Origin of the sequence: Streptomyces flaveolus (assembly GCF_000716535.1) — a bacterium.
GTDB classification, from domain to species: Bacteria; Actinomycetota; Actinomycetes; order Streptomycetales; family Streptomycetaceae; genus Streptomyces; species Streptomyces flaveolus_A.
In genome coordinates this window covers 46,268-69,890 of the sequence record NZ_JNWV01000016.1, presented here as the reverse complement: position 1 = coordinate 69,890, position 23,623 = coordinate 46,268, and the positions used below count along the sequence as shown (strand labels likewise).

Sequence of the window (23,623 nt, the reverse complement as noted above, 5' to 3'; positions counted from 1 at the left end):
TTCCCGTCGGTTTTCACGTCAGCCCTCTTCCGGGCCACCGCTCTCCTTGTCGTCGGCCGCCGGGGCCTCCTCGGCGCCCTCGGCCTTGACGGTCTGCGCGCCGGGCTGCGGCTCGGCGACGGCCACCCGCGCGGGGCGGATGGTGCGCTCGCCGATGCGGTACCCCGGCTGCAGGATCGCCACGCAGGTCGTCTCGGTGACGTCCGGCGCGTAACTGTGCATCAGGGCCTCGTGGATCGTCGGGTCGAAGGGCTCGCCCTCCTTGCCGAACTGCTGAAGGCCCATCTTGGCCGCGACGGTCTCCAGCGACTCGGCCACCGACTTGAAGCCGCCGACCAGCTCACCGTGTTCCCGCGCGCGGCCGATGTCGTCGAGCACGGGCAGGAGCTCGGTCAGGAGGTTCGCGATGGCGATCTCCTTGACCGCGACCCGGTCACGCTCGACGCGGCGGCGGTAGTTCTGGTACTCGGCCTGGAGCCGCTGGAGGTCCGCCGTGCGCTCGTTCAGCGCCGTGCGCACCTGGTCCAGCTGGGCGACCAGACCGGCGTTCTCTGCGTGTCCGTCCCCGGCCGGGGCCGCCCCCTCCTCGGGGGCGGCCTTCGGCTCGGCGTCGTCGGAGGTGGCGCCGGAGGGGACGTCGGGCTTCTCCTCGAAGCCCGGGGTCTCCTCCGTCATTACGCGGCACCGTCCTTGCGCTCGTCGTCCACGATCTCGGCGTCCACGACGTCGTCGTCGGCCTTGGCCTCACCGGCGCCGGCGGAGGCACCGCCCGCGGCCTGCGCGCCCTGGGCGTCGGCGTACAGGGCCTGGCCCAGCTTCTGCGAGACGGCGGCGACCTTCTCCGTGGCGGAGCGGATCTCGGCGGTGTCCTCGCCCTTGAGCTTCTCCTTCAGCTCGGCGACGGCGGACTCGACCTCGGTCTTGATCTCGCCGGGGACCTTGTCCTCGTTGTCCTTGAGGAACTTCTCGGTCTGGTAGACGAGCTGCTCGCCCTGGTTGCGGGTCTCGGCGGCCTCGCGGCGCTTGTGGTCCTCCTCCGCGTAGCGCTCGGCCTCCTCGCGCATGCGGTCGACCTCTTCCTTCGGGAGCGAGGAGCCGCCGGTGACGGTCATCTTCTGCTCCTTGCCGGTGCCGAGGTCCTTCGCCGTGACGTGCATGATGCCGTTGGCGTCGATGTCGAAGGAGACCTCGATCTGCGGGACGCCACGCGGCGCCGGCGGCAGACCGGTCAGCTCGAACATGCCGAGCTTCTTGTTGTACGCGGCGATCTCGCGCTCGCCCTGGTAGACCTGGATCTGCACCGACGGCTGGTTGTCCTCGGCCGTGGTGAAGATCTCGGAGCGCTTGGTCGGGATCGTGGTGTTGCGCTCGATCAGCTTGGTCATGATGCCGCCCTTGGTCTCGATGCCGAGGGACAGCGGGGTGACGTCGAGCAGCAGGACGTCCTTGACCTCGCCCTTGAGGACACCGGCCTGGAGCGAGGCGCCGATGGCGACGACCTCGTCCGGGTTCACACCCTTGTTGGCCTCCTTGCCGCCGGTCAGCTCCTTGACGAGCTCCGCGACGGCGGGCATACGGGTGGAGCCACCGACGAGCACGACGTGGTCGATCTCGTTGATGGAGATGCCGGCGTCCTTGATGACGTTGTGGAACGGCGTCTTGCAGCGCTCCAGCAGGTCGGCCGTCAGCTGCTGGAACTGAGCCCGGGTGAGCTTCTCGTCCAGGTGCAGCGGGCCCTCGGCGGACGCGGTGATGTACGGCAGGTTGATCGAGGTCTCGGTCGAGGAGGACAGCTCGATCTTGGCCTTCTCCGCGGCCTCACGGAGGCGCTGGAGGGCCATCTTGTCCTTGGACAGGTCCACGCCGTGACCGGACTGGAACTGCTTGACCAGGTAGTCGACGACGCGCTGGTCCCAGTCGTCACCACCGAGGTGGTTGTCACCGTTGGTGGCCTTCACCTCGACGACGCCGTCGCCGATCTCCAGGAGGGACACGTCGAAGGTGCCGCCACCGAGGTCGAAGACGAGGATCGTCTGGTCGTCCTTGTCGAGGCCGTAGGCGAGCGCGGCCGCGGTGGGCTCGTTGACGATACGAAGGACGTTCAGGCCGGCGATCTCACCGGCCTCCTTCGTGGCCTGGCGCTCGGAGTCGTTGAAGTAGGCCGGGACGGTGATGACCGCGTCCGTGACCTTCTCGCCCAGGTAGGCCTCCGCGTCCCGCTTCAGCTTCTGCAGGATGAACGCGGAGATCTGCTGCGGGTTGAAGTCCTTGCCGTCGAGCTGGATCTTCCAGTCGGTGCCCATGTGGCGCTTCACCGAGCGGATGGTCCGGTCCACGTTCGTGACCGCCTGGCGCTTGGCGACCTCGCCGACGAGCACCTCGCCGTTCTTGGCGAAGGCGACGACGGACGGCGTGGTCCGGGCACCCTCGGCGTTGGTGATGACGGTGGGCTCGCCGCCCTCCAGAACGCTGACGACGGAGTTAGTCGTGCCCAGGTCGATGCCGACCGCACGTGCCATGGTTGATTCCTCCAGCTGACTTGAGTGGAACAGGCTCAAGTGTGCATGAGGAGACCCGCTGGGTCAACAGACCTGAGCCAGCCAGACTCAACTCTTATCCGTTCCTTACACGCAAGTGCCCGCTGACCTGCGTCGATGGCGGGCGTCGGCCCTGCGGGGCAGGAATCAAAAGGAGGACGAGAACGGCGAAGAGCACCCCACCGGCCACCCAGAGCACGGCCGAGTCCCCCGTCCACCCGGTGTGCACGAGCACCCCCACGAGCACCGAGGAGAAGGCGCCGGCCCCCAGCAGCACCACCGACCCCTGCGGGGTGAGCCCGGCCCGCCGCAGCCGGTGCGCGAGGTGGTCGGGGCCGCGCCGCAGCAGCGGGCGCCGGGCCACCCCCCGGGCGAGGACCACGAGCAGGGCGTCGGCGAGGGCCACGGCACCGAGGCAGAACACCACCGCCGCGCTCGGCCCGATGTCGTACCCCGCGCGCGTGAAGACCACCGCCGACGACAGCACGAACCCGGTGAACAGCGAGCCGCAGGCGCCGAGCCCGACCCGCGCGGGATGCCAGTTGTGCATCAGGAAGCCGGTGAGCGCGGCGGCGACCACGCTCAGCAGCACGGCGAGCCCGTCCATCACCTCGGCGGCGGCACAGGCCCCGGCACCGAAGGCGGTGACCACCCCGACCGTCCCGGCCAGCCCGTCGGCGTGGTCGAGCCCCTTGAAGGCGAGGGTGGCGAGGACGATCCAGCCGATGGCCAGCAGCCCGCCCGGCACCCCCGTCTCGTCGTACGGCACCACGCAGACCGCCGCCACGGCCGTACCGGTGACGAGCACGCGCGCGCGGAGCCGCCACACGTCGGCCACCAGGCCCAGCCCGGCGACGGCGGCGGCCGCCACCAGCAGCCGCCCGACCCCGTCCCCGAGCGGGGCGACCCGGGTCCACTCCCCCGTTCCGGCGACCAGACAGGTGACGACCACGACCGCGAGACCGCCGAGGAGGGGCAGGGGCCGCTGCCGGCGCCGGTCCAGGATCCCGGCCCTCCGGGCGGGCAGCCGGAGCGCCGCCGCGAGCACGGCGGTGAAGAGAAGGGCTGCGGTGGCGGCGGCGATCCCGTAGAGCACGGCTCTAAGGTAGGGGCGAAAGTATCAATTCGGTACGAATAACACGATCCGATTGGCTGGCGGCGACCCAGATCACCCCGCGCTCTGCTGCATCCCGGCGGAAGATGGGGGTAGTCTCAGACGGACTACATAAGTTACCGCTTAGTAATGTCGATCAGCTCAGACAGCTCGTTCAGACCGAGGCCGCCTCAGGAGCCCCAATGCAACTCGCCGCGATCATCGTGTCGCTGGTCCTGATCGTGGTCGGCGTGGCACTGTTCGGCCGCGCCCTCCTGCAGATCTACAACTTCATGCGGCTGGGCCAGCCGGTGCCGGCCGGGACGCGGACCAACGATCCCACACAGCGCACCCTCACCGTGGTCAAGGAGTTCCTCGGCCACACGCGGATGAACCGCTGGGGCATCGTCGGCGTGGCGCACTGGTTCGTGGCGGTGGGCTTCTTCACCCTGCTGCTGACGATCGTCAACGCGTTCGGGCAACTGTTCGAGGCGGACTGGCTGCTGCCGGTCCTCGGCGACTGGGCGCCGTACAACGTCTACGTCGAGTTCATCGGCACCATGACGGTGATCGGCATCCTCGCCCTGATCGTCATCCGCCAGCTGAGCCACCCGCGCAAGCCGGGCCGCAAGTCCCGCTTCGCCGGCTCCAACTTCGGCCAGGCGTACTTCGTCGAGAGCGTCATCCTCATCGTCGGCGTCTGCATCTTCATGCTGCACGCCCTCGAAGGCGCCCAGCACCACGTCGACGGCTACGAGGCCTCCTTCTTCATCTCGTACCCGGTCGTGAAGTGGCTGGGGGGCATGGACGTCTCCACGCTCCAGAACCTCACCTACTTCTTCGCCGGCCTGAAGATCGCGACCTCCTTCATCTGGATGATCACGGTCGCCCTGAAGACCGACATGGGCGTGGCCTGGCACCGCTTCCTGGCGTTCCCGAACATCTGGTTCAAGCGCAACGCCACCGGTGAGACCTCGCTCGGCGCCCTGCTGCCGATGACGTCCGGCGGCAAGCCGATCGACTTCACCGACCCCGGCGACGACGACGTCTTCGGCGTCTCCCAGGTCGAGCAGTTCTCCTGGAAGGGCCTGCTGGACTTCTCCACCTGCACCGAGTGCGGCCGCTGCCAGTCGCAGTGCCCCGCCTGGAACACCGGCAAGCCGCTCTCCCCGAAGCTGCTGATCATGTCCCTGCGGGACCACGCGCACGCCAAGGCGCCGTACCTGCTGGCCGGCGGCGGCAAGACGATGGAGGGCGAGGAGAAGGCCTCCGAGGAGCAGCTCAAGGACGTCCCGGCCGCCGCCCTGGCCGAGGCCGAGCGCCCGCTGATCGGCACCGCCGAGGAGAACGGCGTCATCGACCCGGACGTCCTGTGGTCCTGCACCACCTGTGGCGCCTGCGTCGAGCAGTGCCCCGTGGACATCGAGCACGTCGACCACATCGTGGACATGCGCCGCTACCAGGTGATGATCGAGTCCGCGTTCCCGTCCGAGGCGGGCACGATGCTCAAGAACCTGGAGAAGAAGGGCAACCCCTGGGGCCTGGCCAAGAAGCAGCGCCTGGAGTGGACCAAGGAGGTCGACTTCGAGGTCCCGGTCGTCGGCAAGGACATCGAGGACCTCACCGAGGTCGAGTACCTGTACTGGGTCGGCTGCGCCGGCGCCCTGGAGGACCGCGCCAAGAAGACCACCAAGGCCTTCGCCGAGCTGCTGCACATCGCGGGCGTGAAGTTCGCGATCATGGGCGGCGACGAGAAGTGCACCGGTGACTCCGCCCGCCGCCTGGGCAACGAGCCCCTGTTCCAGGAGCTCGGCATGGAGAACGTCATGGCCCTGAACACGGCGTTCGGCGAGGAGCTGGACGACGACGGCAAGGTCGTCCCCGAGTCCGCGAAGCCCAGGTCGGCGAAGAAGATCGTCGCCACCTGCCCGCACTGCCTCAACACGATCGGCAACGAGTACCCGCAGCTCGGCGGCGACTACGAGGTCATCCACCACACCCAGCTGCTCCAGCACCTGGTGGACGAGGGCAAGCTGGTCCCGGTCACCCCGGTCGAGGGCATCATCACCTACCACGACCCGTGCTACCTGGGCCGTCACAACAAGATCTACACGCCCCCGCGCGAGATCATCGGCAAGGTCCCGGGCCTGCGCAACGAGGAGATGCACCGCCACAAGGAGCGCGGCTTCTGCTGCGGCGCCGGCGGCGCCCGCATGTGGATGGAGGAGCGCATCGGCAAGCGCATCAACAACGAGCGCGTCGACGAGGCCCTGTCCCTCAACCCCGACATCGTGTCGACGGCCTGCCCGTTCTGCCTCGTCATGCTCACCGACTCGGTGAACGGCAAGAAGAACGACGGCAAGGCGAAGGAGTCCATCCAGGTCGTGGACGTCGCCCAGCTCCTGCTCGACTCCGTCAGGACGCCGGTCGACCCGGCGGGCGAGGCCGAGGCGGAGAGCGAGCCGGAGCCCGAGCCGGTGAAGTAACCGGCCCTTCGGACCCGACGGCGCCCCCTGACCCGCACAGGCAGGGGGCGCCGTCGTGTCCGCCGGGCGTCTCGGGCGCGGCCCGTCGTGTCCGCTAGGCGTTCTTGGGCGCGGCCTGCTGCACCACCTCGAAGGACCACAGGGTCGAGCCGGAGGCCGCCGGCTTCGGCCGCTCGCCGCCCTCGCCGCCGCCCTGGTGCGCGGACTTCATCGGTCCCTCCATCCACGCCTGGAAGGACTCCTCGTCACGCCAGCGCGTGTACACGAGGTACTGGTCGGTGCCCTCGACGGGCCGCAGCAGCTCGAACCACTCGAAGCCGTCGGAGTTCTCCACGGCGTGGGCCCGCGAGGCGAACCGCTTCTCCAGGACCTCCCGCTGCTCGGCGGGAACGGTCAGCACGTTGATCTTCACTACGCTCATGCCACCATCCTGGCCCACGACACGGCCGGGGCAGGCGTGTCGCCGCCGTGCCTCGGTGCCGGGTCGCCGAGGGGGCCTCGCGGCCGACGGGTGCCGATGCGGGCGACGCCGCGGTGGCCGTACCCGTTCCGCCGCTCCGCCGACGACAGCCGTGCCCTCGACGACGGCTTCACCGCCCCGATCGTCGCGCCCGGTCCGCCGCGCGACGGCCAGGGCAGCGCCCGGTGCCGCTCGCCGTCTCCGCCGGTGCGCGGCGACTTCGATGGTGACGGGAGACGGCCCGGCGCCGCACGCGTCCGGCTGCGGACTGCCGTACCCGCGCGGCCCGTTCAGCCGGCAGGGCGTCCCACGCGCCCCTGCCCTCACCCGGTGGGACGTCCGGGGCCGAGAGGCCGTAGCCCACCGACGGTCACAGCGGTCCCGGAAAAAATCACCGAACTCACGTACAACCTTTACCCCCTGGCGCAGGTCTCCTGATCGCCGACCTCCGGTGAACCGCGGGGCAACTCGCGTCGAACACGGGAAGTCCGCACCCCATCGACTGCGGATGCCCGCCAGGCATCCCCCGCATGCCGTAGGAGAAACCGCATGCACAAGCACCGCCGACTCGCCCTCGCGACGGCCACCGCGGCCGCGCTGACGGGCGGTCTGCTCACCTTCGCGGCCTCGCCCGCGACCGCCGCCGACTCCGTCAAGGTCGCGAAGGCCGACTTCAACGGCGACGGCATCGGCGACGTCGCCACCTCGGCAGCCGGCGCCTACGTCAACGGCCGCAAGGACGCCGGTCAGATCGTCGTGCTGTACGGCACGTCCACCGGCGTCTCGTCCGCCAAGCGCACCGTCATCAGCCAGGACACCACCGGCGTGGCCGGCACCGCCGAGATCGGCGACGGCTTCGGCCGGGAGACGGCCTACGGCGACTTCAACAACGACGGCTACGACGACCTCGCCGTCGGCTCCCCGTTCGAGAAGGTCGGCACCGACACCAACGGCGGCGACCTCGTCATCCTGTACGGCTCCAAGAGCGGCCTGACCGGCAAGTCCGCCCACCTGGTCGACCCGGCCGTCTCCTCCCACGACTACTGGGGCAAGGACCTCGCCGCCGGCGACTTCGACGGCGACGGCAAGACGGACCTGGTCGTCGGCAGCTCCTCCGCCACCCTCTACCTCTACAAGGGCGGCATCAGCAGCTCCGGCACCGCGGGCAGCGTCACCACCGTCAAGCCGCCCATCCTGACCGGCAGCAACGACTACCCGTACGGCCCGATGAGCCTGACCGCCGGTGACGTCAACGGCGACGGCCGCACCGACCTCGTGGTCGACGGCTACGAGACCTCCACGCAGTACGGCTGGAACACCAACTACTGGCTGCCCGGCACCGCCAGCGGTCTGAGCGGCTCCTCCGCCAAGGCCCTCAAGCCCGGCATCATCACCGCGATCGGCGACATCAACGGCGACGGCTTCGGCGACATCGTCAGCGGCGCCGGCTGGGACGCCACCACCGAGGACGGCACCCCCGTCCCGGACGCCTCCAACGGCGGCCGGGTGAACGTCACCTACGGCTCCGCCTCCGGCCCGGCCGGCACCACCGGCATCAACCAGAACACCGGCAGCGTCCCGGGCAGCTCGGAGAAGGGCGACTCCTTCGGCTGGGACCTCGACCTCGGCGACGTCAACGGCGACGGCTACCAGGACCTCGTGGTCAGCGCCCCGCTGGAGGACATCGACGGCGTCACCGACACCGGCGCGGTCACCGTCCTGTACGGCTCGGCGTCCGGCGTGAACACCGCCTCCGCCACCCAGGCCTTCAACCAGAACACCACCGGCGTCCCCGGCGGCAACGAGAAGAACGACCTCTTCGGCGCCGACGTCAAGCTCGACGACGTCACCGGTGACGGCAAGGCCGACCTGGTGATCGGCGCGTACGAGGACAGCGGCGACGGTGCCCTCACCTACCTGCCGTCCAACGGCACGAAGATCACCACCTCCGGCAGCCGCTTCATCGGTGCCGGCACCGCCGGCGTCTCCACCTCGGGCACCCCGCAGTTCGGCGCCCTCTTCGCCGACTGACCAGCCCGCGTCCCGTTCATCCCCGGCCGGGCCCGCACGTCGCGGGCCCGGCCTCCTTCCACCCGGAGCCCCGCCTTGCGCAAGCGCGTCCTCCTGCTGGCCGCCACCCTGACCACCGGCCTGTTCACCGCCCTGCCCACCACCCCCGCCGCCGCGGCGCCCTCCCGTCTGACCGGCGACTTCAACGGCGACGGCTACCTGGACATCGCCCTGAGCGCCGCCAGCCACCAGGTCGGCACGGCGCAGCAGGCCGGTGCGGTCGTCGTCCTCTACGGCTCGTCCTCGGGCGTCTCGGCCGCCAAGCGCACCGTGATCACGCAGAACTCCGCAGGCGTCCCGGGCACCGCCGAGGCGGGGGACCTCTTCGGCCAGAGCCTGGCCGCCGGCGACCTCGACGGCGACGGCTACTCCGACCTCGTCGTGGGAGCCCCGAGCGAGACCATCGGCGACCGGGACGCCGTGGGCAGCGCCACCATCCTGTGGGGCGGCGCGGCCGGCCTGTCCGGCGGCGCCCTCGTGCCCCAGCCGTCCACCCTGGACGAGTGGAACAACTTCGCCACCGGCATCGCGGTCGCCGACTTCGACGGGGACGGGAAGAAGGACGTCACCCTGACCGGGCGGACCGAGACCCGCGTCTACAAGGGCCCCTTCACCCGCACGGGCACCCCGGTGAGCAACCTCCGTGTCGGCGAACTGGGCACCACCACCAACGTGTTCGCGGGCGACCTGAACGGCGACCGCGCCGCCGAGCGCATCTACCCGTTCCTCGTCGACGGCGACGAGGGCGGCGACATCAGGTACTTCACCTGGAACGGCTCCAAGCACGTCATGAAGGACCTGCCGAACGCCGACGGCCTGCCCGGCTCGATCGGTGACGTCAACGGCGACGGCTACGGCGACGCGGTCCTCGGCGACCCCACGGACCCCGGCACGTACAAGAAGTCCGGCCACAAGGGCGGCCAGATCTCCGTCTGGTACGGCAGCCCGAACGGTCCCGACCCCGCCCAGAAGCCGACCGTGATCCACCAGGACACCACAGGGGTGCCCGGGACCGGTGAGACCGACGACCTGTTCGGCTCGTCGGTCAGCACCGGTGACATCAACGGCGACGGCTACGCCGACGTCGCCGTCGGCGCGCCCGGCGAGGACCTGGGCAAGGCACGCGAGGCCGGCGCGGTGACGGTCCTGTTCGGCTCCGCCTCCGGCCTGACCACCAAGGGTGCGAAGATCTGGACCCAGGACACGGAGGGCGTGCCCGGCGGCTCCGAGACCTGGGACCAGTTCGGCCAGTCGGTGCGGCTGATCGACATCAACAAGAACGGCAAGGCCGACCTGGTCACCGGCGCGGGCGGCGAGAACGGCTACGGCGCCGTCACCGTCCTGCGCGGCACCGCCTCCGGCCTGACCACCGACTACGCCAAGTTCATCAGCGCCCGCGACGTCTCCGTGCAGGGCCTCGGGGACTTCGCCTGGGCCATCGCGCAGTGACACCTCCCCGTCCCAGGCCTCCCCGAGGGAACTCCATGCGTACACGCGTCCTCGCCGTCGCCCTCGCCGGCGCGCTGGCCCCGCTCGCCCTGAGCGTGCCCGCCGCCCACGCGGCCACGGCCGCCGCCCCGTACGACTTCAACGGCGACGGCCGCGCCGATCTCGCGATCGGCGCCCCCGACGCGACCGTCGCCGGCCAGTCCAGGGCGGGTGCCGTCTCGGTCGTCTACGGCAGCTCCGCCGGGCTGAGGACGGCCACCCGCACCCTGATCACCCAGAACACGGCCGGCGTGCCCGGCGCCGCCGAGGCGGGCGACGCGTTCGGCAGCGCCGTCGCCTCCGCCGACCTGAACAAGGACGGCTACGCCGACCTCCTGATCGGCGCGCCCGGCGAGGACGTCGACGGCGACACCAACGGCGGCACGGTGGTCGTCGTCTGGGGCGCCAAGTCCGGTCTCTCCGGAGCCCGTACGGTCATCAACTACTGGCAGCAGGAGACGGACCGGTACGGGCAGTCCCTGGCCGTGGGCGACCTCGACGGCGACGGTGACCTCGACGTCGTGATCGGTTCCACCGGCTCCAGCGCCCTGAACTTCGTCAACGGCCCCGTCACCCGGTCCGGCTCCTTCCAGGGCGGCTCGGGCGCGGGCTTCCCCGCCCCCTACTCCCCGTCGTACGGCGTCACCTCCGTGTCCGCCGGGCGGATCTCCCCCGCCTGGTCCACCAGCCTGGTGGTGCACGGCCGGCAGCCCCGCACCGGTGCCGCCGTCACCCACCTGGTCACCGACCCGTCCATCGCCAACTTCACCGACTGGTGGCAGGAGCTGCCCGCCGGCACGGTCTCGGCGATCGGCGACATCGACAAGGACGGGTACGCCGACATCGCCATCGGCAATCCGGCCGAGACCTCCGCCGACCCGGCGGGAGCCAAGGGCGGCAAGGTCACCGTGGTCTACGGCGGACCGGGCGGCGAGGACACCTCCCGCGCCCCGCTGGTCCTCGGCCAGGACACGCCGGGCGTGCCGGGCGCGGCCGAGACCGGCGACGCGTTCGGCGGCAGCGTCTTCCTGGGCGACGTGGACGGGGACGGGTTCAAGGACCTGGCGATCGGCGCGGCCGGCGAGGACTCCGGCACCGGATCGGTCACCCTCCTGCGGGGCACCGCCTCCGGGCTGACGACCAAGGGCGCGGTGTCGTACACCCAGAACACCGCGGGCGTTCCGGGTACCGCCGAGAAGGGCGACCGCTTCGGCGCACGGGTCCTGCTCGCCGACCACTCCGGTGACCACCGCGCCGAGCTGACCGTGGCGGGCCCGGGCGAGAACGCGGGCGACGGCGCGGTCTGGTCGCTGCGCGGCGCCTCCGGCGGACCGACGACGGCCGGGGCGCTCTCCTTCGGCCCGTCGGCCACCGGGGTCTCCACGGCGGGCACCCCGCGGTACGGCTCGGTCCTCAACAACTGACGCCGCGCGGCACCACCGGGGCGACGCCCGGGGGAACCCGGGCCGGACCCTGAACCGTCCCCCTGACGCCCCCTTAGGGGATGTCACAGGTCGGCCGCAAAGCCGGGCCCGGACCACCGGGCCCGGCCCGTCGGCCTTCAGGACCAGGTACGTTCGTTGACGTGGCTGGATTCAGGATCGGACGCGGGGGCCGTGACAACCGCACCCCCCAAGGACAGCAGGCGCCGCAGGGACCCCCGCACGGGCACGGACACGGGCGCGGGCATGGCCCGGCACAGCCCGGAGGGCCGTCGTACGGTCAGCAGCCGTACGGCCGGCCGGGCCCGTCCGGCCCCTCGTACGGCTACCCGTCGGCGCCGCAGCCGCCGTACCAGCGGCAGGCGCAGCCGTACGGGTACCCGGGGGCGGCCGACGACGGACCGGAGTACTTCGGCGACGGCGCCCACCCGGGCCACGGGCCCGCCGCGCACGACCCCTACGCGGCCAACAACCCGGGCCACACCCAGGCCTTCTCGGTCGACGAGGCCGCCGGCTACACCCAGGGCGCGACCTACCAGGCCGGCTCCGCCGCCGCGCCCGCCGCGCCGCTCGGCCCGCCCCTGCACTGGAAGGAACTGCTGAAGGGGATCGTCCTGTCCCCGAACGACACCTTCCTGCGCATGCGGGACTACACGATGTGGACGCCCGCCCTCGTCGTGACCTTCCTCTACGGCCTGCTCGCGGTCTTCGGCTTCGACGGCGCCCGCCAGGACGCGATCAGCGCGACGCTCTCCAACGCGGTGCCGATCGTGCTGATCACGGCGGTCGTGATGGTGCTCGGCCTGTTCGTCCTGGGCGTGGTCACCCACACCCTGGCCCGCCAGCTCGGCGGCGACGGCGCCTGGCAGCCCACGGTGGGCCTGTCCATGCTGATCACGGCCCTCACGGACGCGCCCCGCCTGATCGTCGCCATGTTCTTCGGCGGCGACGCCGGCTTCGTCCAGCTCCTCGGCTGGGCCACCTGGATCGGCGCGGGCGCCCTGCTGACCCTGATGGTGTCCCGCTCCCACGACCTGCCGTGGCCGAGGGCGCTGGGGGCCTCGGCGATCCAGCTGATCGCGTTGCTGTCGATCGTGAAGCTGGGCACGTTCTGACGCTTCGCCCACGCTGAAGGCCCCCGGCGTGGAGCCGGGGGCCTTCCGCATGTGACCGGGGTTCTGACCGGGGTCTCTCAGGCGTCCAGAACCTGCCCCACCCGCTTCACCACGGGCGGTTCCACACTCCACGGGAAGTTGATCCAGTCGTCGGTCCGCTTCCACACGTACTCGCACTTGACGAGGGAGTGGGACTTCTCGTAGATCACCGCGGAGCGCACCTCGGCGACGGTGTCGAGGCAGAAGTCGCGGACGAGCTTCAGGGTCTTGCCGGTGTCCGCGACGTCGTCGGTGATCAGCACCTTCTTGTCGGAGAAGTCGATCACGTTCGGGACGGGGGCGAGCATGACCGGCATTTCGAGGGTCGTGCCCACACCGGTGTAGAACTCCACGTTGACGAGGTGGATGTTCTTGCAGTCGAGGGCGTAGGCGAGCCCGCCCGCGACGAAGACCCCGCCCCGGGCGATGCTGAGCACGATGTCGGGCTCGTACCCGTCGTCGGCGATGGTCTGCGCCAGCTCGCGGATGGCGGCCCCGAACCGCTCGTAGGTCAGGTTCTCCCGCACGTCTGCGCTGCTCATGCTGTCGTCGCCCTCACACCTGGGTCCGATGGAAGTTGAGGTAGGACCGCGAGGCGGTCGGCCCGCGCTGCCCCTGGTACCGGGAGCCGTAGCGCTCACTGCCGTACGGCGACTCGGCGGGCGAGCTCAGCCGGAACATGCAGAGCTGCCCGATCTTCATCCCCGGCCACAGCTTGATGGGGAGCGTGGCGAGGTTGGACAGCTCCAGGGTGACGTGCCCGCTGAAGCCGGGGTCGATGAACCCGGCGGTGGAGTGCGTGACCAGCCCCAGCCGCCCGAGCGAGCTCTTCCCCTCCAGCCGGGAGGCGAGATCGTCGGGAAGCGTGATCACCTCGTACGTGGAGGCGAGCACGAACTCCCCGGGATGCAGGATGAACGGCTCATCGCCCTCCGGCTCCACCAGCCGGGTCAGATCGGCCTGCTCGACGGAGGGGTCGATGTGGGGGTACCGGTGGTTCTCGAACACCCGGAAGTACCGGTCCAGCCGTACGTCGATGCTCGACGGCTGCACCATGGTTTCGTCATAGGGATCGATCCGTACCCGCCCGGCGTCGATCTCGGCCCGGATGTCCTTGTCTGAGAGAAGCACGTAGCGAGGATACGCAAGGCGCGCGGGGCCGTCGCAATCACGACGGCCCCGCGCGCTCGCTGTCACAAGCCGACTACAGCCGGTCCTCTCGCGCCGCCCTCACCTCTTCTGCAGGGCGACGGGGACCGCGCTCCGGAGCCGGGCACACCGCGGACACCTCACGAGCCGGCCGGGGCCGAGCCGGCCGGCCTGCTGCATCGGGAACGAAGCGGTGCTGAAGACGTGCCCGTCCGCGCATCGGACGACGGTGCGTTCCATCAAGTCCCTCAAGTCCCTTCCCCAAGAGCCTCGTCCGGCGTTGCTGCCCGGACGACAAAAGCCACATTACGGGATCAAAGAGATGACTCTCCAGGCGGCACTCCGGCCCCACCGGACGCCCCCACGGTACGCCCCAACTCCTGCCGTCCGCAGCCGGATACCCCCTCTGAAACGACTTCAGCCCCCGGGGTCCGAACACCGGGGGCCGACGATGATGTAGAGTGAGCAAGCGTCCGGACACCGGACCCTCCGGGGCCGTTCCGTCCGTATTACGCGGGTGTAGTTTAATGGTAGAACATCAGCTTCCCAAGCTGAGAGCGCGAGTTCGATTCTCGTCACCCGCTCCATGAGAAACCCCCAGGTCATAGGCCCGGGGGTTGTTTGTTGTCTGGTCCAATTTCAGGGTGGCGGGCCTCCCCCTTGCGTCTCGGGTCACGAGACGCCATTGGTGTGACCTGCGCCACCGCAACGCCGACGCCCGCGAAGTCGCTTCCGTGACTCTGCCGGTTCACGGCACAGTTAACGGATCGCGCGCAGGCGTCACACTCGACCGCCCGGACGATCACACCAGCCGGAGCATCCCAGATGGTGTGGTCGGCTGCCGCGCTCGGCGCGGCGGAGGCGGGGAACCCCCTGTCGGGAGCCTCCCTCCGCCGCGCCAATGCATGGACGTGCGCGGACCCCACGCTGGGGGCTACTTGGTGAAGGTGATGTACTTCCAGGCGCCGTGCGTGGTGGAGTTGACGGTGTCGCCGGAGGAGCCGTTGATGTACGACGAGCGCATGCGGGCACGGATGCCGGACTCGCCTGGTGCCTCCAGACTCACGGCGGACTTGCCGTTGACGCCCAGGGCGAAGTATTCGGAGCCGGCATCGCGCCAGGCGCCCTGGTAGTAGACCTGGAGCTGGAAGCGCTGCTTGCGCCCCTTGTAGTAGGTCATGGTGGTGGTGAACACCGGATCGGTCTTCTTGTGGAAGTAGTAGTACGTCGTGGAGCCGATCTTGCCCGTCTTGTAGTGCTTGGAGACGGCGGTGGACACGTTGACCTTGGCGTACCCCGTGGACGTCACGGTTTTCGAGGCGTAGCGGGCGTCGCCGGTGAAGACCGCGGAGACGGTGGTGTCACGGGTCATGGCGACGATCGCCGACAGGTCGCCCTTGGAGTTGACCTTGGCCGTCTTCAGCAGCTTCTTCGGCTTGTCGGAGCCGAAGGGGTCCGCGTAGATCGAGACGGTGCGGTTCTTGTACGTCGTACCGAGGTGTGCGGTGAAGGTGACGTTCTTGCCGTACGAGTACAGCTTGCCGTTGTTGTTCAGGCTCAGCACGGTCGCCTTGCGCGAGACGTCCACCGCGTCCGAACCTGAGGCCGGGGCGTGCGAGGCGTCGCCCGCGTAGGAGACCTTGTAGGTGACCTTGCCACCGGCGGGTGGCGTGTCCGTGAAGGAGAAACTGCCGTCCGCCTTCGTCCTGACGGCTGCCAGCGCCTTGCCCTTCGGCGACTCGACGTCCGTACGTGTCACCGTCAGGCTGGTGCCGGCGGCGAGGGGCGTCCTGCAGGTCAGCTTGCCGGTGACGGTGAGCTTCTTGGCCCGCTCCGACTTGGCCGGGGCCGACACTTTGAGGGCGGGCAGTTCCTTGGTGGGGTCGGTCAGGGCACGCAGAGTGTAGGTGCCGTAGGTGTTCACGGAAATGGCGAAGACCCGGCTCGAGTCCGGCGCCCAGGCGAGCGCTCCGTCCACCAGGGTGTCGGCACCGCTGCTGTTGCCGGTGTTGGGGAAGTCGTACTCCCGCACCGGCACCGGGTCACCGGGCCGGTGAATGTGAACGTCGGGGTCGTACCAGGAGAAGCTGCCCCCCGCGACGCTGCCGTCGGGCGCGACACGCACGGCATTCGGATAGGCGTCGATGGAGTAGCCCGTCCGCTGGGCGAGGTCGGCTGTCGAGTAGGCGCCGATGCCGTAGCCGTAGGCCGGGGTACCCCACGAGGTGAGGACCTCCTTGCCGTCGGGCGTCAGGTCCAACTGCTTCACAGCGGTGTCCATGGCGCCCTTGACGCGCAGCGTGGCCCCGTCCGCCGAGACGTCGTAGACAGCGAGGGCGTCACCGTTGCCGGCCACCAGGACACCCGGGACGGCCGGGTCGGACGCCAGGAACATCCCGAAGGCGCCGGAAAAGCCGACGTCGCCGCGCTGGGCGAGGTGGACGACACGTTCGGGGCCGGAGGTGTCCAGCGAGCCGAAGTTCGTGCCGTAGGCGAACCAGATTCGGCCGTCCACCACCTCCAGATCGCCTGGAGCCACACCCACCGGGTAACTCGCGGTCTGGGTGTACGTGCTCGTCTCCACCGAGACGATCCGGTTGCCGCCCTTCACGGCCGCGTACACCTGCCCGGAGTCGGCGGACAGCGCCAGGCCTGTCACGCCGGAGAGGCCGGTCAGCGTCGCCTTCACGGTGCCGCTGTAGTCGGTGACGACGATCTTGCCACCGGTCGGATCGGAGACGTAGACCCGCTTGTGCGAACCGTCGACGACGACGTCGCCGACCGATTTCACCGGAAGGCCCTTTGCGGAGTCGGCCGATGCCGGACCCGCCGCGCCCCCTACCAGGGCCGCGGAACCGAGGACGACCGCGAGTGCTGTCGCGGTCGCGATGCTGCGCCTGCGCACAGTGATGTGAACCCCCCAGAAGAAGCCCGGTGTTCACCGGACGAGAACGAACCGGCCGCACGTCCCCCCTCACCCTGCGACGGGTGTTCGGACGCTGCCGTAGACGCAGCGTATGACATGTGAGCGACGACTGAGCACCGTATTAGCGCGACTCGGCGAGACCCCTACGGCCACGCGAACTCCGTGGCTTCCCGAGCTGGGAGCGCGAGTTCGGTTCTCCCCGCAGTGTTGAGGCTCAGGGCCCTTGACGAGAGATGGGCGCTGCGGCTCGAGCTTGCAGACGACGCGGCGGAGACCGGGACCCGGGGCTACTTCGGCGCGCCGTCGGGGGAGCGGGTGTGCGCCGAACCAGAGCGGTCGGTCACGGCTCTTGCCGCGTTCGAGTCGGCGGCGCCGGGGGGCGAGGACGCACGGCGCTTCGACGGATGGCCGTCGCCTGTTCCCTCGCAGGGGCCGCGGCCTGTGATCAGGGCGGAGAGCGCGAGCGCGGCGGACGCCGAGACGGCGCCGGCGAGGGCGAGGCTCGCCCTGGCACCGAGGGCGTCGGACACCAGGCCGGTCAGCGGGGCGCCGACGGGGGTGCCGCCGAGGAGGACGAGGAAGTACACGGACATGACGCGGCCCCGCAGGTGGGGGGCCGCGTGGAGCTGGGTCAGCGCGTTCGCGGTGGTGGTCACCGTCACGGCGGCGAAGCCCGTGGGGACCAGCAGCGCCATGAAGGTGCCGTAGCCGGGCATCAGGCCCAGCGCGGCTTCCAGCGCTCCGAAGACGACCGTGGTGGTGACGAGACGTCGGGTGCCGGGCGGTTTCCCGTGGCTCGCACCGTGGATCGCGCCGATGAGGCTGCCCACGGCGTAAGCGGCGGAGAGGCAGCCGAAGGCGGCGGCACCCGAGTGGAAGACCGTGACGGCCACGAGCGAGATCGTGACCTGGAAGTTCAGGCCGAAGGTGCCGACGACGGCGATGAGACCGATCGGCAGGAGCAGGTCCGGGGTGGTGGTGATGTCGCGGAAGGCGTCGCGCAAGCGGGTGCGGCCGGGTGGCGGCTGGCCGTGAGCGTCCGTGCAGCACCACGTTGCCGAGGGCGCAGCAGGCTCCCAGCCCCCTCAGGGTGACGTCGCCGGGGGAAATGGAGTTCATGGTGACTCCAGCGGTTCGGGTGTGAGTGGCAGACCGGCGGAGAACCGGCGGTCGCGAGCGGTGACCACGTCGCACCGCTCACAGGTGCGGCTCGGGGGAGGTTTTGCCTCCTGTGACTCATACGAGAACGGCGCTCTTCGGGATTGCCCCCGGCGGCACGGGCCGCCGACCGGTGCTTCGGGTGATCGGCGTTGAGCTGGTCACCGCGAACGACACGCGGCTCTGCCCGCGCAGCGGCCGGCGTACGCCGGTCCGGGCGCCGGACACCCTCGCGACGTCGTCACGCGGGGGCCGCCCACTCCTCACGGAGCATTCCGAAGAGCACGCGGTCGTAGCGCTCCCCCTCCACCAGCACGGCCGACCGGCGGCGGCCTTCCTCACGGAAGCCCAGCCTGGTGAAGGCGCGCACGGCGCGCTCGTTGCCGCTCCAGGTGTCCAGCTCCAGTCGGGTCAGGCAGTACGCACCGAACAGGTGGCCGACGAGCAGCCGCAGCGCGTCACTGCCGTGGCCTCGGCCCCAGAACTCCCGCTCGCCGATGGTGACTCCCAGCGTGGCCACGCCGGCGTAGGGGTCGAGGTCCCGGTAGTCGGCCATGCCTATCACCGTCCCCCCTGCCAGGTCCTCGACCGTGAACACGGCCGACTCCCTCGGGTTCAGTCGCAGCATGGTGTCGAAGCCGAGCCGGATCGCCTCCGCCGTGACGGGGCCGAACAGTGGGTCACCGCCGGCGGCCCAGCGAACCACTTCCGGGTCATTGCGCCACCGGAAATGGTGTTCAGCGTCTTCGGAGCGCAGAGCGCGCAGTCTCACCAGCTTTCCTTCGAACATTGAGGAACCCTATTCGACCGAGCGCGAAGGGTGTGTCTTCCGAGTGGCCGGGTCACGGGCGCGGGAAGCGGGCGCGCATGGCGTCGATGCAGGTGTCCCGGGACGTGGGCCCGCCGAACCGGAGGCGGTCGTAGGAGGTGAACGCCGGTTCCAGGGCGTCGAGTTCGTCGACCAGGGCGTGCAGCCGCTCGGCGGACCGCGCTGAACCGGCGTCCAGCTCGTTCGCTGCGGCGGCGATCGCGGTCGTCAGGTGATCCTTGCGCTGAATGGTCGCCGGGGTCACCGAGTGCAGACACACGTACTGTCCGCTGAGATACGCGTTCCACTCCGCCTTCCCGGTGACCGGATCGGCCCAGTGGGCGGTGAACCACGCTTCGAGCAGGTCCACGCCGCCTGCCTCGTCGGCGAGGGCGAACAGGTCGGCCGGCACCATCTCGGCACCGTCCGAGCGCAGATATCCCGGAAGCGGCAGACGCTGCTCCAGCATCAGCCGGCGGACCTCGTCGGTTTCTCGGCCATGGACCGCGCAGAGGTCCTCCAGGGCGACGAACTGCGCGCTGACGTACGCGTCGTCCGCGTCGGTCATCGGATGGTCGCCGTTGACCTCCTTGAACCGCTCGACGAGCTGCTGCTTCGGGTCCGTATCCGGCATGGGGGCCTTCCGGTGTCTTCGGCGCGGGCGTCTCCCGCACGGGACTCCGACGCTAGGGGCGGAACGGTTCGGTGCCCACCGAACCGTCCCGGCTCCGGGGGTGGTCAGTCGTCTGAGCGGTGGCGCTTGCCCGTTCCCTTGCCGTGCTTGTCCCCGCGTTCCTCGTGCTGGTCACCGTCTTGTTCCCGTGTCTGCCGAGGTGTGGGCGCCGAGGCCGGTGTGGGTGTCCCGGTCGCCGGTGCGGACGTGGCGACCGTGGCGGAAGCGGAGGCGGGCGGGGACGGAGGGGTGCCCGCGCTGTCCTCACCGGAGTTCAGCGACGCTCCGAGGGCCGCCGCCGCGGCGAAGAGGGCCAGGCCGGCGCCACCGACCGCTGCCCTGGTGGTCGGTTTCCGGCGGGCCCGCGGACGGGAGTGCGTCGCGGTGCGGGACACGGGGGTTCGCGGGGCGGATGCCGAAGTGGCGGGCACGGCGAGGGCCGGAGCGGTGGCCGGGGCCGGCGGAAGAGCGGTGGCGTCCGGTCCGGGCGCGGGGGAGACCCGGCCGTACGACGCGAGCCAGTCAGCCGCCTCGTCGGCGGTGGGGCGGTGTGCCGGTTCCTTGGCGAGCAGGAGCAGTACGTAGTCGGAGAGCCGCTGGGGGATGCCGGGGCGCAGCCGGGCGGGCGGCGCGGGCGGGGCGTCGACGTGCTGCTGCACCACGGCCAAGGGGGTCGACCCGCGGAACGGGGGCCGGCCGGTGAGGAGTTCGTAGAGCACGCAGCCGAGGGAGTAGACGTCGGACGCGGAGTGGGCGGGGCGGCCGAGGGCCCGTTCGGGGGCGAGGTAGTCGGCGGTGCCGACGATCTTGCCGGTGGCCGTCAGGCCGGCGGCCGCTTCGTCGGCGAAGCGGGCGATGCCGAAGTCGGCGATCTTCGCCGTGCGGCCCGCGCTCAGCATCACGTTGGCGGGCTTGACGTCCCGGTGGATCACCCCCTGCCGGTGCGCGGCGGCCAGGCCGGAGGCCACCTGGGCAGCGAGGGCCGCCGCCTCCTGCGGGTCGAGGGCGCCGCGCAGCGAGCGCTCCTGCGCCAGACTCCAGCCGTCGACGAGTTCCATGACCAGGTAGAGCCGGCCGTGGTGCGAGCCGAAGTCGTACACGCCGACGACGTTGGGGTGGTTGAGCCGGCCCGCGGTCCGGGCCTCCAGCCGGAAGCGCTCCGCGTCGGCGGCCTCGTCGGTCCGCAGCAGCTTGACCGCCACGGTCCGGCCGAGCAGACGGTCCTCGGCCCGCCACACCTCACCCATCGCGCCGCTCCCCAGCAGGTCCTGCAACTGGTAACGGTCGGCCAGTAACCCCTGCGCGTCCACCCCGATCACCACGACACCGTACGTCCCCGCACGCCCGTGGTCCGAACGGGCAGGCAGGCCACGGGGAACGGGCCTGCCTGCCCCATGCACGCGAGCGCCCGCTCGGAAGGGGGAAGCGTGCTGGTCCGGGAATCTGCGCAGGAGCACCACACAGGCTGCACACAGCCTTTCAAAGGGGTCGTTAGCGTTGCTGGCCGCTCGACTCCCTGTACGAGTGTGACCAGGCCGTGGCCCGGGCGGGCCGACGGCGCAGTCAACCGAGGAAGACCACAGATGGACTACTGCTCCACGTGTCGTCGGCATCTCAATGGCGCCCTGGTGTGTCCCGGGTGCGGTGCGTACGCCCCGGACATCGCGCCGCCGGTCCTCACCGACCGCCTCGGCCCCGACCGGTCCGCCGAGCCGACGACCACGGGCGCGTCCGCCGCCACGCCGCCCGGGACCCGCGGCGACGACGGATTCCCCTGGGACAGCGAGTCCCGGCCGGAGCCGGACGCGGGGTCCGCCACCGGGCCGTCCGCCGACACCGCGGGCATGTCGTCCGCGCGGCCGGGCAGGGCGGCACGCCGCCGCCAGCTCGCCCGTCTGAAGAAGCACCAGCGGCGGGCCATGGTCGCCACCGCCTTCGCACTCGTCGGCGGCGGTCTGTCGCTCGCCACACTGGACCGGCACACCACCAGCCAGGCGCAGGCGGCCACCGCACCGGAGGACCGCAGCATGGGCGCCGCGCAGGAGCAGGTCGAGACGGATCCCCCGCAGCCGGACCCGCAGGCCCCGCAGGCCCCCGGGCATCGCGCGCCCGGCACCGCACCGGAGAGGCACGCACCGGCCGGCGCCGCCCCCCGGCACCGGACCGTCCCGGCCACGCCCGGCACCGCGGCCCCGGTGACCCGGCCGGACGCCGTTCCCCCGCCCCTCCCGGCCGTCACGTCGTCCCCGCGGCAGCAGACCACCGGGGCCGCGCCCTCCGGCGGCACGGCGAGCGCGGACGGACCGGCCCCGGCCCACACCGACCCGGCGACCCCGCAGGCCCCTGCCCCGACGACCGGCGGCACGCAACCGGACACCTCCGGGACCGCACCCGCCCCGGCGGCGACGTCACCCACCCATCTGTGCCTGCTGGTCCTCTGCCTCGGTTGACGTACCGGAGCGACTCCGCCCGGCACGGCTGAAGAACCTCCACGGCACCGGCCCCGACGCGGGTGGCGGGCGACGGGATCGCCATGGGCCGGTGCTTCACGGGCGACAGCGCGGGCGCCCGCTCGCGCATCGGGGAACAGCCGTGGCGGGCCCTGGAGTTCGGTGTGGTCGTGGGTCATGTCACCGACTCCCGGCCTGCCGCGGATCAATCCTCCCGCGTCGCCCCGCGGGACCCAGTACGATCCCCTGGCCGCTCGTACAGCAGTGCCTATACGGGCACCGCGTGCGGGCAACCAAGGGGAGGGATCACTTGACGATGTCCTTCGGCGCGAGACCCCGTGCGGTCCTCGCCTCTCTGGGAACCCTCGGCCTCGCGCTGGTCGCCGCCGCCTCACCCGCGGGCGCGGCCGACGGGACGCCCACCACACCGACTCAGCTGTTCAACGGCTACCGGCACTGCTCGACCGACGCGGACCGGCCCTCGTACCGCTGGGCCGGCGAAGGCCTCGTCGTCGAGGGCGTCCCCGGGGTCACCGGCACCACCGGCACCTCCCTGGTCGGCGTCCGATACCAGGCCTGGCCGGTGACCGACCCGGCACGGATCACGACCGCCGGCCGCGACCGCGTCGTCGCCGGCTCCGAGGCCCCCGCCACCCTGCCCGCCAGTGCGCTGGCCGACGGGCAGACCTACGCGTGGCAGGCGCGGACGGTGCTCGGGGACGCGGCCTCGGACTGGTCGGCCCCCTGTTACGTCACGATCGACAACACCCGCCCGGCGAACGCGCCCACCATCACCTCGCCTAACTACCTGCCGGACGTGTGGAACGAGGGCGGCGAGCCGGTCGAGTTCACGCTCGGCGCGGGGGGCGCCGACGACGTCGAGGGGTTCGAGTTCTCCTGGCAGCAGGACCTGCCGGTCATCGGCACGAGCATCGGTGACCACGGCGTCCCGGAGCCCGTCGACCCGTACTCCGACACGCGGTACTTCAAGCGCGCCGACGCGCTCGGTGGTTCGGCCACGCTCAGCCTGGTCCCGCCGGCCGGCTCCGGTCCGATGACGCTGTGGGTGCGCAGCCTGGACCGGGCCTACAACGGGTCGGCGATCACCAGCTACACCTTCCGCGTCAAGTCCGCGGCGCCCACGGTCACCCCGGCCGTCCCGCACCCGGAGTTCGGTGAGCCGACCCGGTTCACGCTCAGTCCCGACCCCGGGCTCCAGGCGAAGAGCCCGGTCGTGAGCTACTCCGTGCGGACCTCGGGCGGTCGGAACGACAGGACCTACGAGGTCGCGGCGGGGGCGGACGGCACGGCGGCCGTGGATCTCACGCTGGACGGCATCTACGGCGAGAACCTCACGGTGACCAGCAAGAGCGCCAACGGCTGGGTCAGCGACGGCGCTTGGTGGGGCACCGGCTACGACACCACTCCCACCGTCGCCTCGGACGTCTACCCCGAGAACGGTTCGGGCGGCGGCGCGGGGGTGCCGGGCACCTTCACGTTCACGCCGAAGGTGAAGGATGTCGTGAGCTACACGTACACCTTCAACGACGGTGACCCGGAGGTCACGGTCCCGGCGGACGCCGACCACACGGCGAGCGTCGACTGGACCCCGGCCGCGGACGGCTGGTACGACCTCACGGTCTACGCGACGACCCGCTCCGGCATCCAACTGGCGCCCTACGACTACATGTTCACGGTGAACTGAACCACCGGCCCCACAGCGAACCGG

The 23,623-nt window shown here is 71.0% G+C and carries 18 protein-coding genes and 1 tRNA gene; 8 read left to right on the top strand and 11 right to left on the bottom strand.

The window, feature by feature from the left end:
* Positions 1 to 18 precede the first annotated feature (18 nt).
* The 3 genes from grpE to OO52_RS17985 form a co-directional block, all read right to left on the bottom strand.
* Positions 19 to 675, bottom strand: a complete 657-nt coding sequence (gene grpE, locus OO52_RS17995) for a nucleotide exchange factor GrpE (RefSeq protein WP_030648246.1) — start codon at positions 673 to 675, stop codon at positions 19 to 21.
* Positions 675 to 2,519 (bottom strand): molecular chaperone DnaK, encoded by a 1,845-nt coding sequence (dnaK, locus tag OO52_RS17990; RefSeq protein WP_030648243.1) that lies wholly within the window; start codon positions 2,517 to 2,519, stop codon positions 675 to 677. The genes grpE and dnaK overlap by 1 nt, the downstream gene beginning before the upstream one ends.
* A gap of 94 nt (positions 2,520 to 2,613) precedes the next feature.
* Entirely contained in the window at positions 2,614 to 3,633 is a 1,020-nt protein-coding gene (locus OO52_RS17985) for an MraY family glycosyltransferase (RefSeq protein WP_030648242.1), read from the bottom strand.
* Positions 3,634 to 3,833: 200 nt separating this feature from the next.
* Between OO52_RS17985 and OO52_RS17980 the strand changes: the two genes are divergently transcribed.
* Positions 3,834 to 6,116, top strand: coding sequence for a (Fe-S)-binding protein (locus OO52_RS17980; protein WP_030648241.1), 2,283 nt, complete (start codon positions 3,834 to 3,836; stop codon positions 6,114 to 6,116).
* 94 nt (positions 6,117 to 6,210) lie between these two features.
* Here the strand turns inward: OO52_RS17980 and OO52_RS17975 are convergent, their stop codons facing one another.
* Positions 6,211 to 6,537, bottom strand: coding sequence for an antibiotic biosynthesis monooxygenase family protein (locus OO52_RS17975; RefSeq protein WP_030648240.1), 327 nt, complete (start codon positions 6,535 to 6,537; stop codon positions 6,211 to 6,213).
* 588 nt (positions 6,538 to 7,125) lie between these two features.
* Here OO52_RS17975 and OO52_RS17970 point away from each other — a divergent pair.
* From OO52_RS17970 to OO52_RS17955, 4 genes are all read left to right on the top strand, one after another.
* Positions 7,126 to 8,607, top strand: a complete 1,482-nt coding sequence (locus OO52_RS17970) for an FG-GAP and VCBS repeat-containing protein (RefSeq protein ID WP_030648239.1) — start codon at positions 7,126 to 7,128, stop codon at positions 8,605 to 8,607.
* Positions 8,608 to 8,682: 75 nt separating this feature from the next.
* Entirely contained in the window at positions 8,683 to 10,095 is a 1,413-nt protein-coding gene (locus tag OO52_RS17965) for an FG-GAP-like repeat-containing protein (RefSeq protein WP_030648238.1), read from the top strand.
* A gap of 35 nt (positions 10,096 to 10,130) precedes the next feature.
* Positions 10,131 to 11,558 (top strand): FG-GAP-like repeat-containing protein, encoded by a 1,428-nt coding sequence (locus OO52_RS17960; protein ID WP_030648236.1) that lies wholly within the window; start codon positions 10,131 to 10,133, stop codon positions 11,556 to 11,558.
* Between the two features lie 80 nt (positions 11,559 to 11,638).
* Complete coding sequence (locus OO52_RS17955) at positions 11,639 to 12,691, top strand: Yip1 family protein (protein ID WP_196944743.1); 1,053 nt, start codon at positions 11,639 to 11,641, stop codon at positions 12,689 to 12,691.
* A gap of 77 nt (positions 12,692 to 12,768) precedes the next feature.
* Here OO52_RS17955 and OO52_RS17950 read toward each other — a convergent pair whose 3' ends face one another.
* A complete protein-coding gene (locus OO52_RS17950) occupies positions 12,769 to 13,272 on the bottom strand; it encodes a phosphoribosyltransferase (RefSeq protein WP_030648233.1) in 504 nt (167 codons plus the stop codon).
* A gap of 13 nt (positions 13,273 to 13,285) precedes the next feature.
* The gene (gene dcd / locus OO52_RS17945; protein ID WP_030648230.1) at positions 13,286 to 13,861 is read right to left on the bottom strand and encodes a dCTP deaminase; all 576 of its coding nucleotides are present in this window, start codon (positions 13,859 to 13,861) and stop codon (positions 13,286 to 13,288) included.
* A gap of 531 nt (positions 13,862 to 14,392) precedes the next feature.
* On the opposite strand from dcd, the gene OO52_RS17940 reads away from it, so the two are divergent.
* A tRNA-Gly gene (locus tag OO52_RS17940) sits at positions 14,393 to 14,466 on the top strand.
* 347 nt (positions 14,467 to 14,813) lie between these two features.
* Here OO52_RS17940 and OO52_RS17935 read toward each other — a convergent pair.
* The 5 genes from OO52_RS17935 to OO52_RS17915 form a co-directional block, all read right to left on the bottom strand.
* Positions 14,814 to 16,670 carry a YncE family protein gene (locus OO52_RS17935; RefSeq protein ID WP_324608287.1) on the bottom strand — a complete coding sequence of 619 codons (1,857 nt, stop codon included), beginning with the start codon at positions 16,668 to 16,670 and terminating at the stop codon, positions 14,814 to 14,816.
* Between the two features lie 422 nt (positions 16,671 to 17,092).
* Positions 17,093 to 17,809, bottom strand: coding sequence for an MFS transporter (locus OO52_RS17930; protein ID WP_234339599.1), 717 nt, complete (start codon positions 17,807 to 17,809; stop codon positions 17,093 to 17,095).
* A 395-nt stretch (positions 17,810 to 18,204) separates the two neighbouring features.
* A complete protein-coding gene (locus OO52_RS17925) occupies positions 18,205 to 18,753 on the bottom strand; it encodes a GNAT family N-acetyltransferase (protein ID WP_030648224.1) in 549 nt (182 codons plus the stop codon).
* Between the two features lie 52 nt (positions 18,754 to 18,805).
* A complete protein-coding gene (locus OO52_RS17920; RefSeq protein WP_030648222.1) occupies positions 18,806 to 19,405 on the bottom strand; it encodes a DUF6058 family natural product biosynthesis protein in 600 nt (199 codons plus the stop codon).
* A 104-nt stretch (positions 19,406 to 19,509) separates the two neighbouring features.
* Positions 19,510 to 20,763: a serine/threonine-protein kinase gene (locus OO52_RS17915; protein ID WP_234339597.1), complete on the bottom strand. Its 1,254-nt coding sequence runs from the start codon at positions 20,761 to 20,763 to the stop codon at positions 19,510 to 19,512.
* 264 nt (positions 20,764 to 21,027) lie between these two features.
* Between OO52_RS17915 and OO52_RS52070 the strand changes: the two genes are divergently transcribed.
* A complete protein-coding gene (locus tag OO52_RS52070; protein WP_030648216.1) occupies positions 21,028 to 21,894 on the top strand; it encodes an SCO2400 family protein in 867 nt (288 codons plus the stop codon).
* A gap of 316 nt (positions 21,895 to 22,210) precedes the next feature.
* Positions 22,211 to 23,599: a hypothetical protein gene (locus tag OO52_RS17905; protein ID WP_030648213.1), complete on the top strand. Its 1,389-nt coding sequence runs from the start codon at positions 22,211 to 22,213 to the stop codon at positions 23,597 to 23,599.
* Positions 23,600 to 23,623: the final 24 nt, after the last annotated feature.

Coding starts and splice junctions, on each gene's coding strand:
- grpE (WP_030648246.1), bottom strand. CDS start 675: ATGACGGAGGAGACCCCGGGCTTCGAGGAGAAGCCCGACGTCCCCTCC.
- dnaK (WP_030648243.1), bottom strand. CDS start 2,519: ATGGCACGTGCGGTCGGCATCGACCTGGGCACGACTAACTCCGTCGTC.
- OO52_RS17980 (WP_030648241.1), top strand. CDS start 3,834: ATGCAACTCGCCGCGATCATCGTGTCGCTGGTCCTGATCGTGGTCGGC.
- OO52_RS17975 (WP_030648240.1), bottom strand. CDS start 6,537: ATGAGCGTAGTGAAGATCAACGTGCTGACCGTTCCCGCCGAGCAGCGG.
- OO52_RS17970 (WP_030648239.1), top strand. CDS start 7,126: ATGCACAAGCACCGCCGACTCGCCCTCGCGACGGCCACCGCGGCCGCG.
- OO52_RS17960 (WP_030648236.1), top strand. CDS start 10,131: ATGCGTACACGCGTCCTCGCCGTCGCCCTCGCCGGCGCGCTGGCCCCG.
- OO52_RS17955 (WP_196944743.1), top strand. CDS start 11,639: ATGTCACAGGTCGGCCGCAAAGCCGGGCCCGGACCACCGGGCCCGGCC.
- OO52_RS17950 (WP_030648233.1), bottom strand. CDS start 13,272: ATGAGCAGCGCAGACGTGCGGGAGAACCTGACCTACGAGCGGTTCGGG.
- OO52_RS17925 (WP_030648224.1), bottom strand. CDS start 18,753: ATGTTCGAAGGAAAGCTGGTGAGACTGCGCGCTCTGCGCTCCGAAGAC.
- OO52_RS17920 (WP_030648222.1), bottom strand. CDS start 19,405: ATGCCGGATACGGACCCGAAGCAGCAGCTCGTCGAGCGGTTCAAGGAG.
- OO52_RS52070 (WP_030648216.1), top strand. CDS start 21,028: ATGGACTACTGCTCCACGTGTCGTCGGCATCTCAATGGCGCCCTGGTG.
- OO52_RS17905 (WP_030648213.1), top strand. CDS start 22,211: ATGTCCTTCGGCGCGAGACCCCGTGCGGTCCTCGCCTCTCTGGGAACC.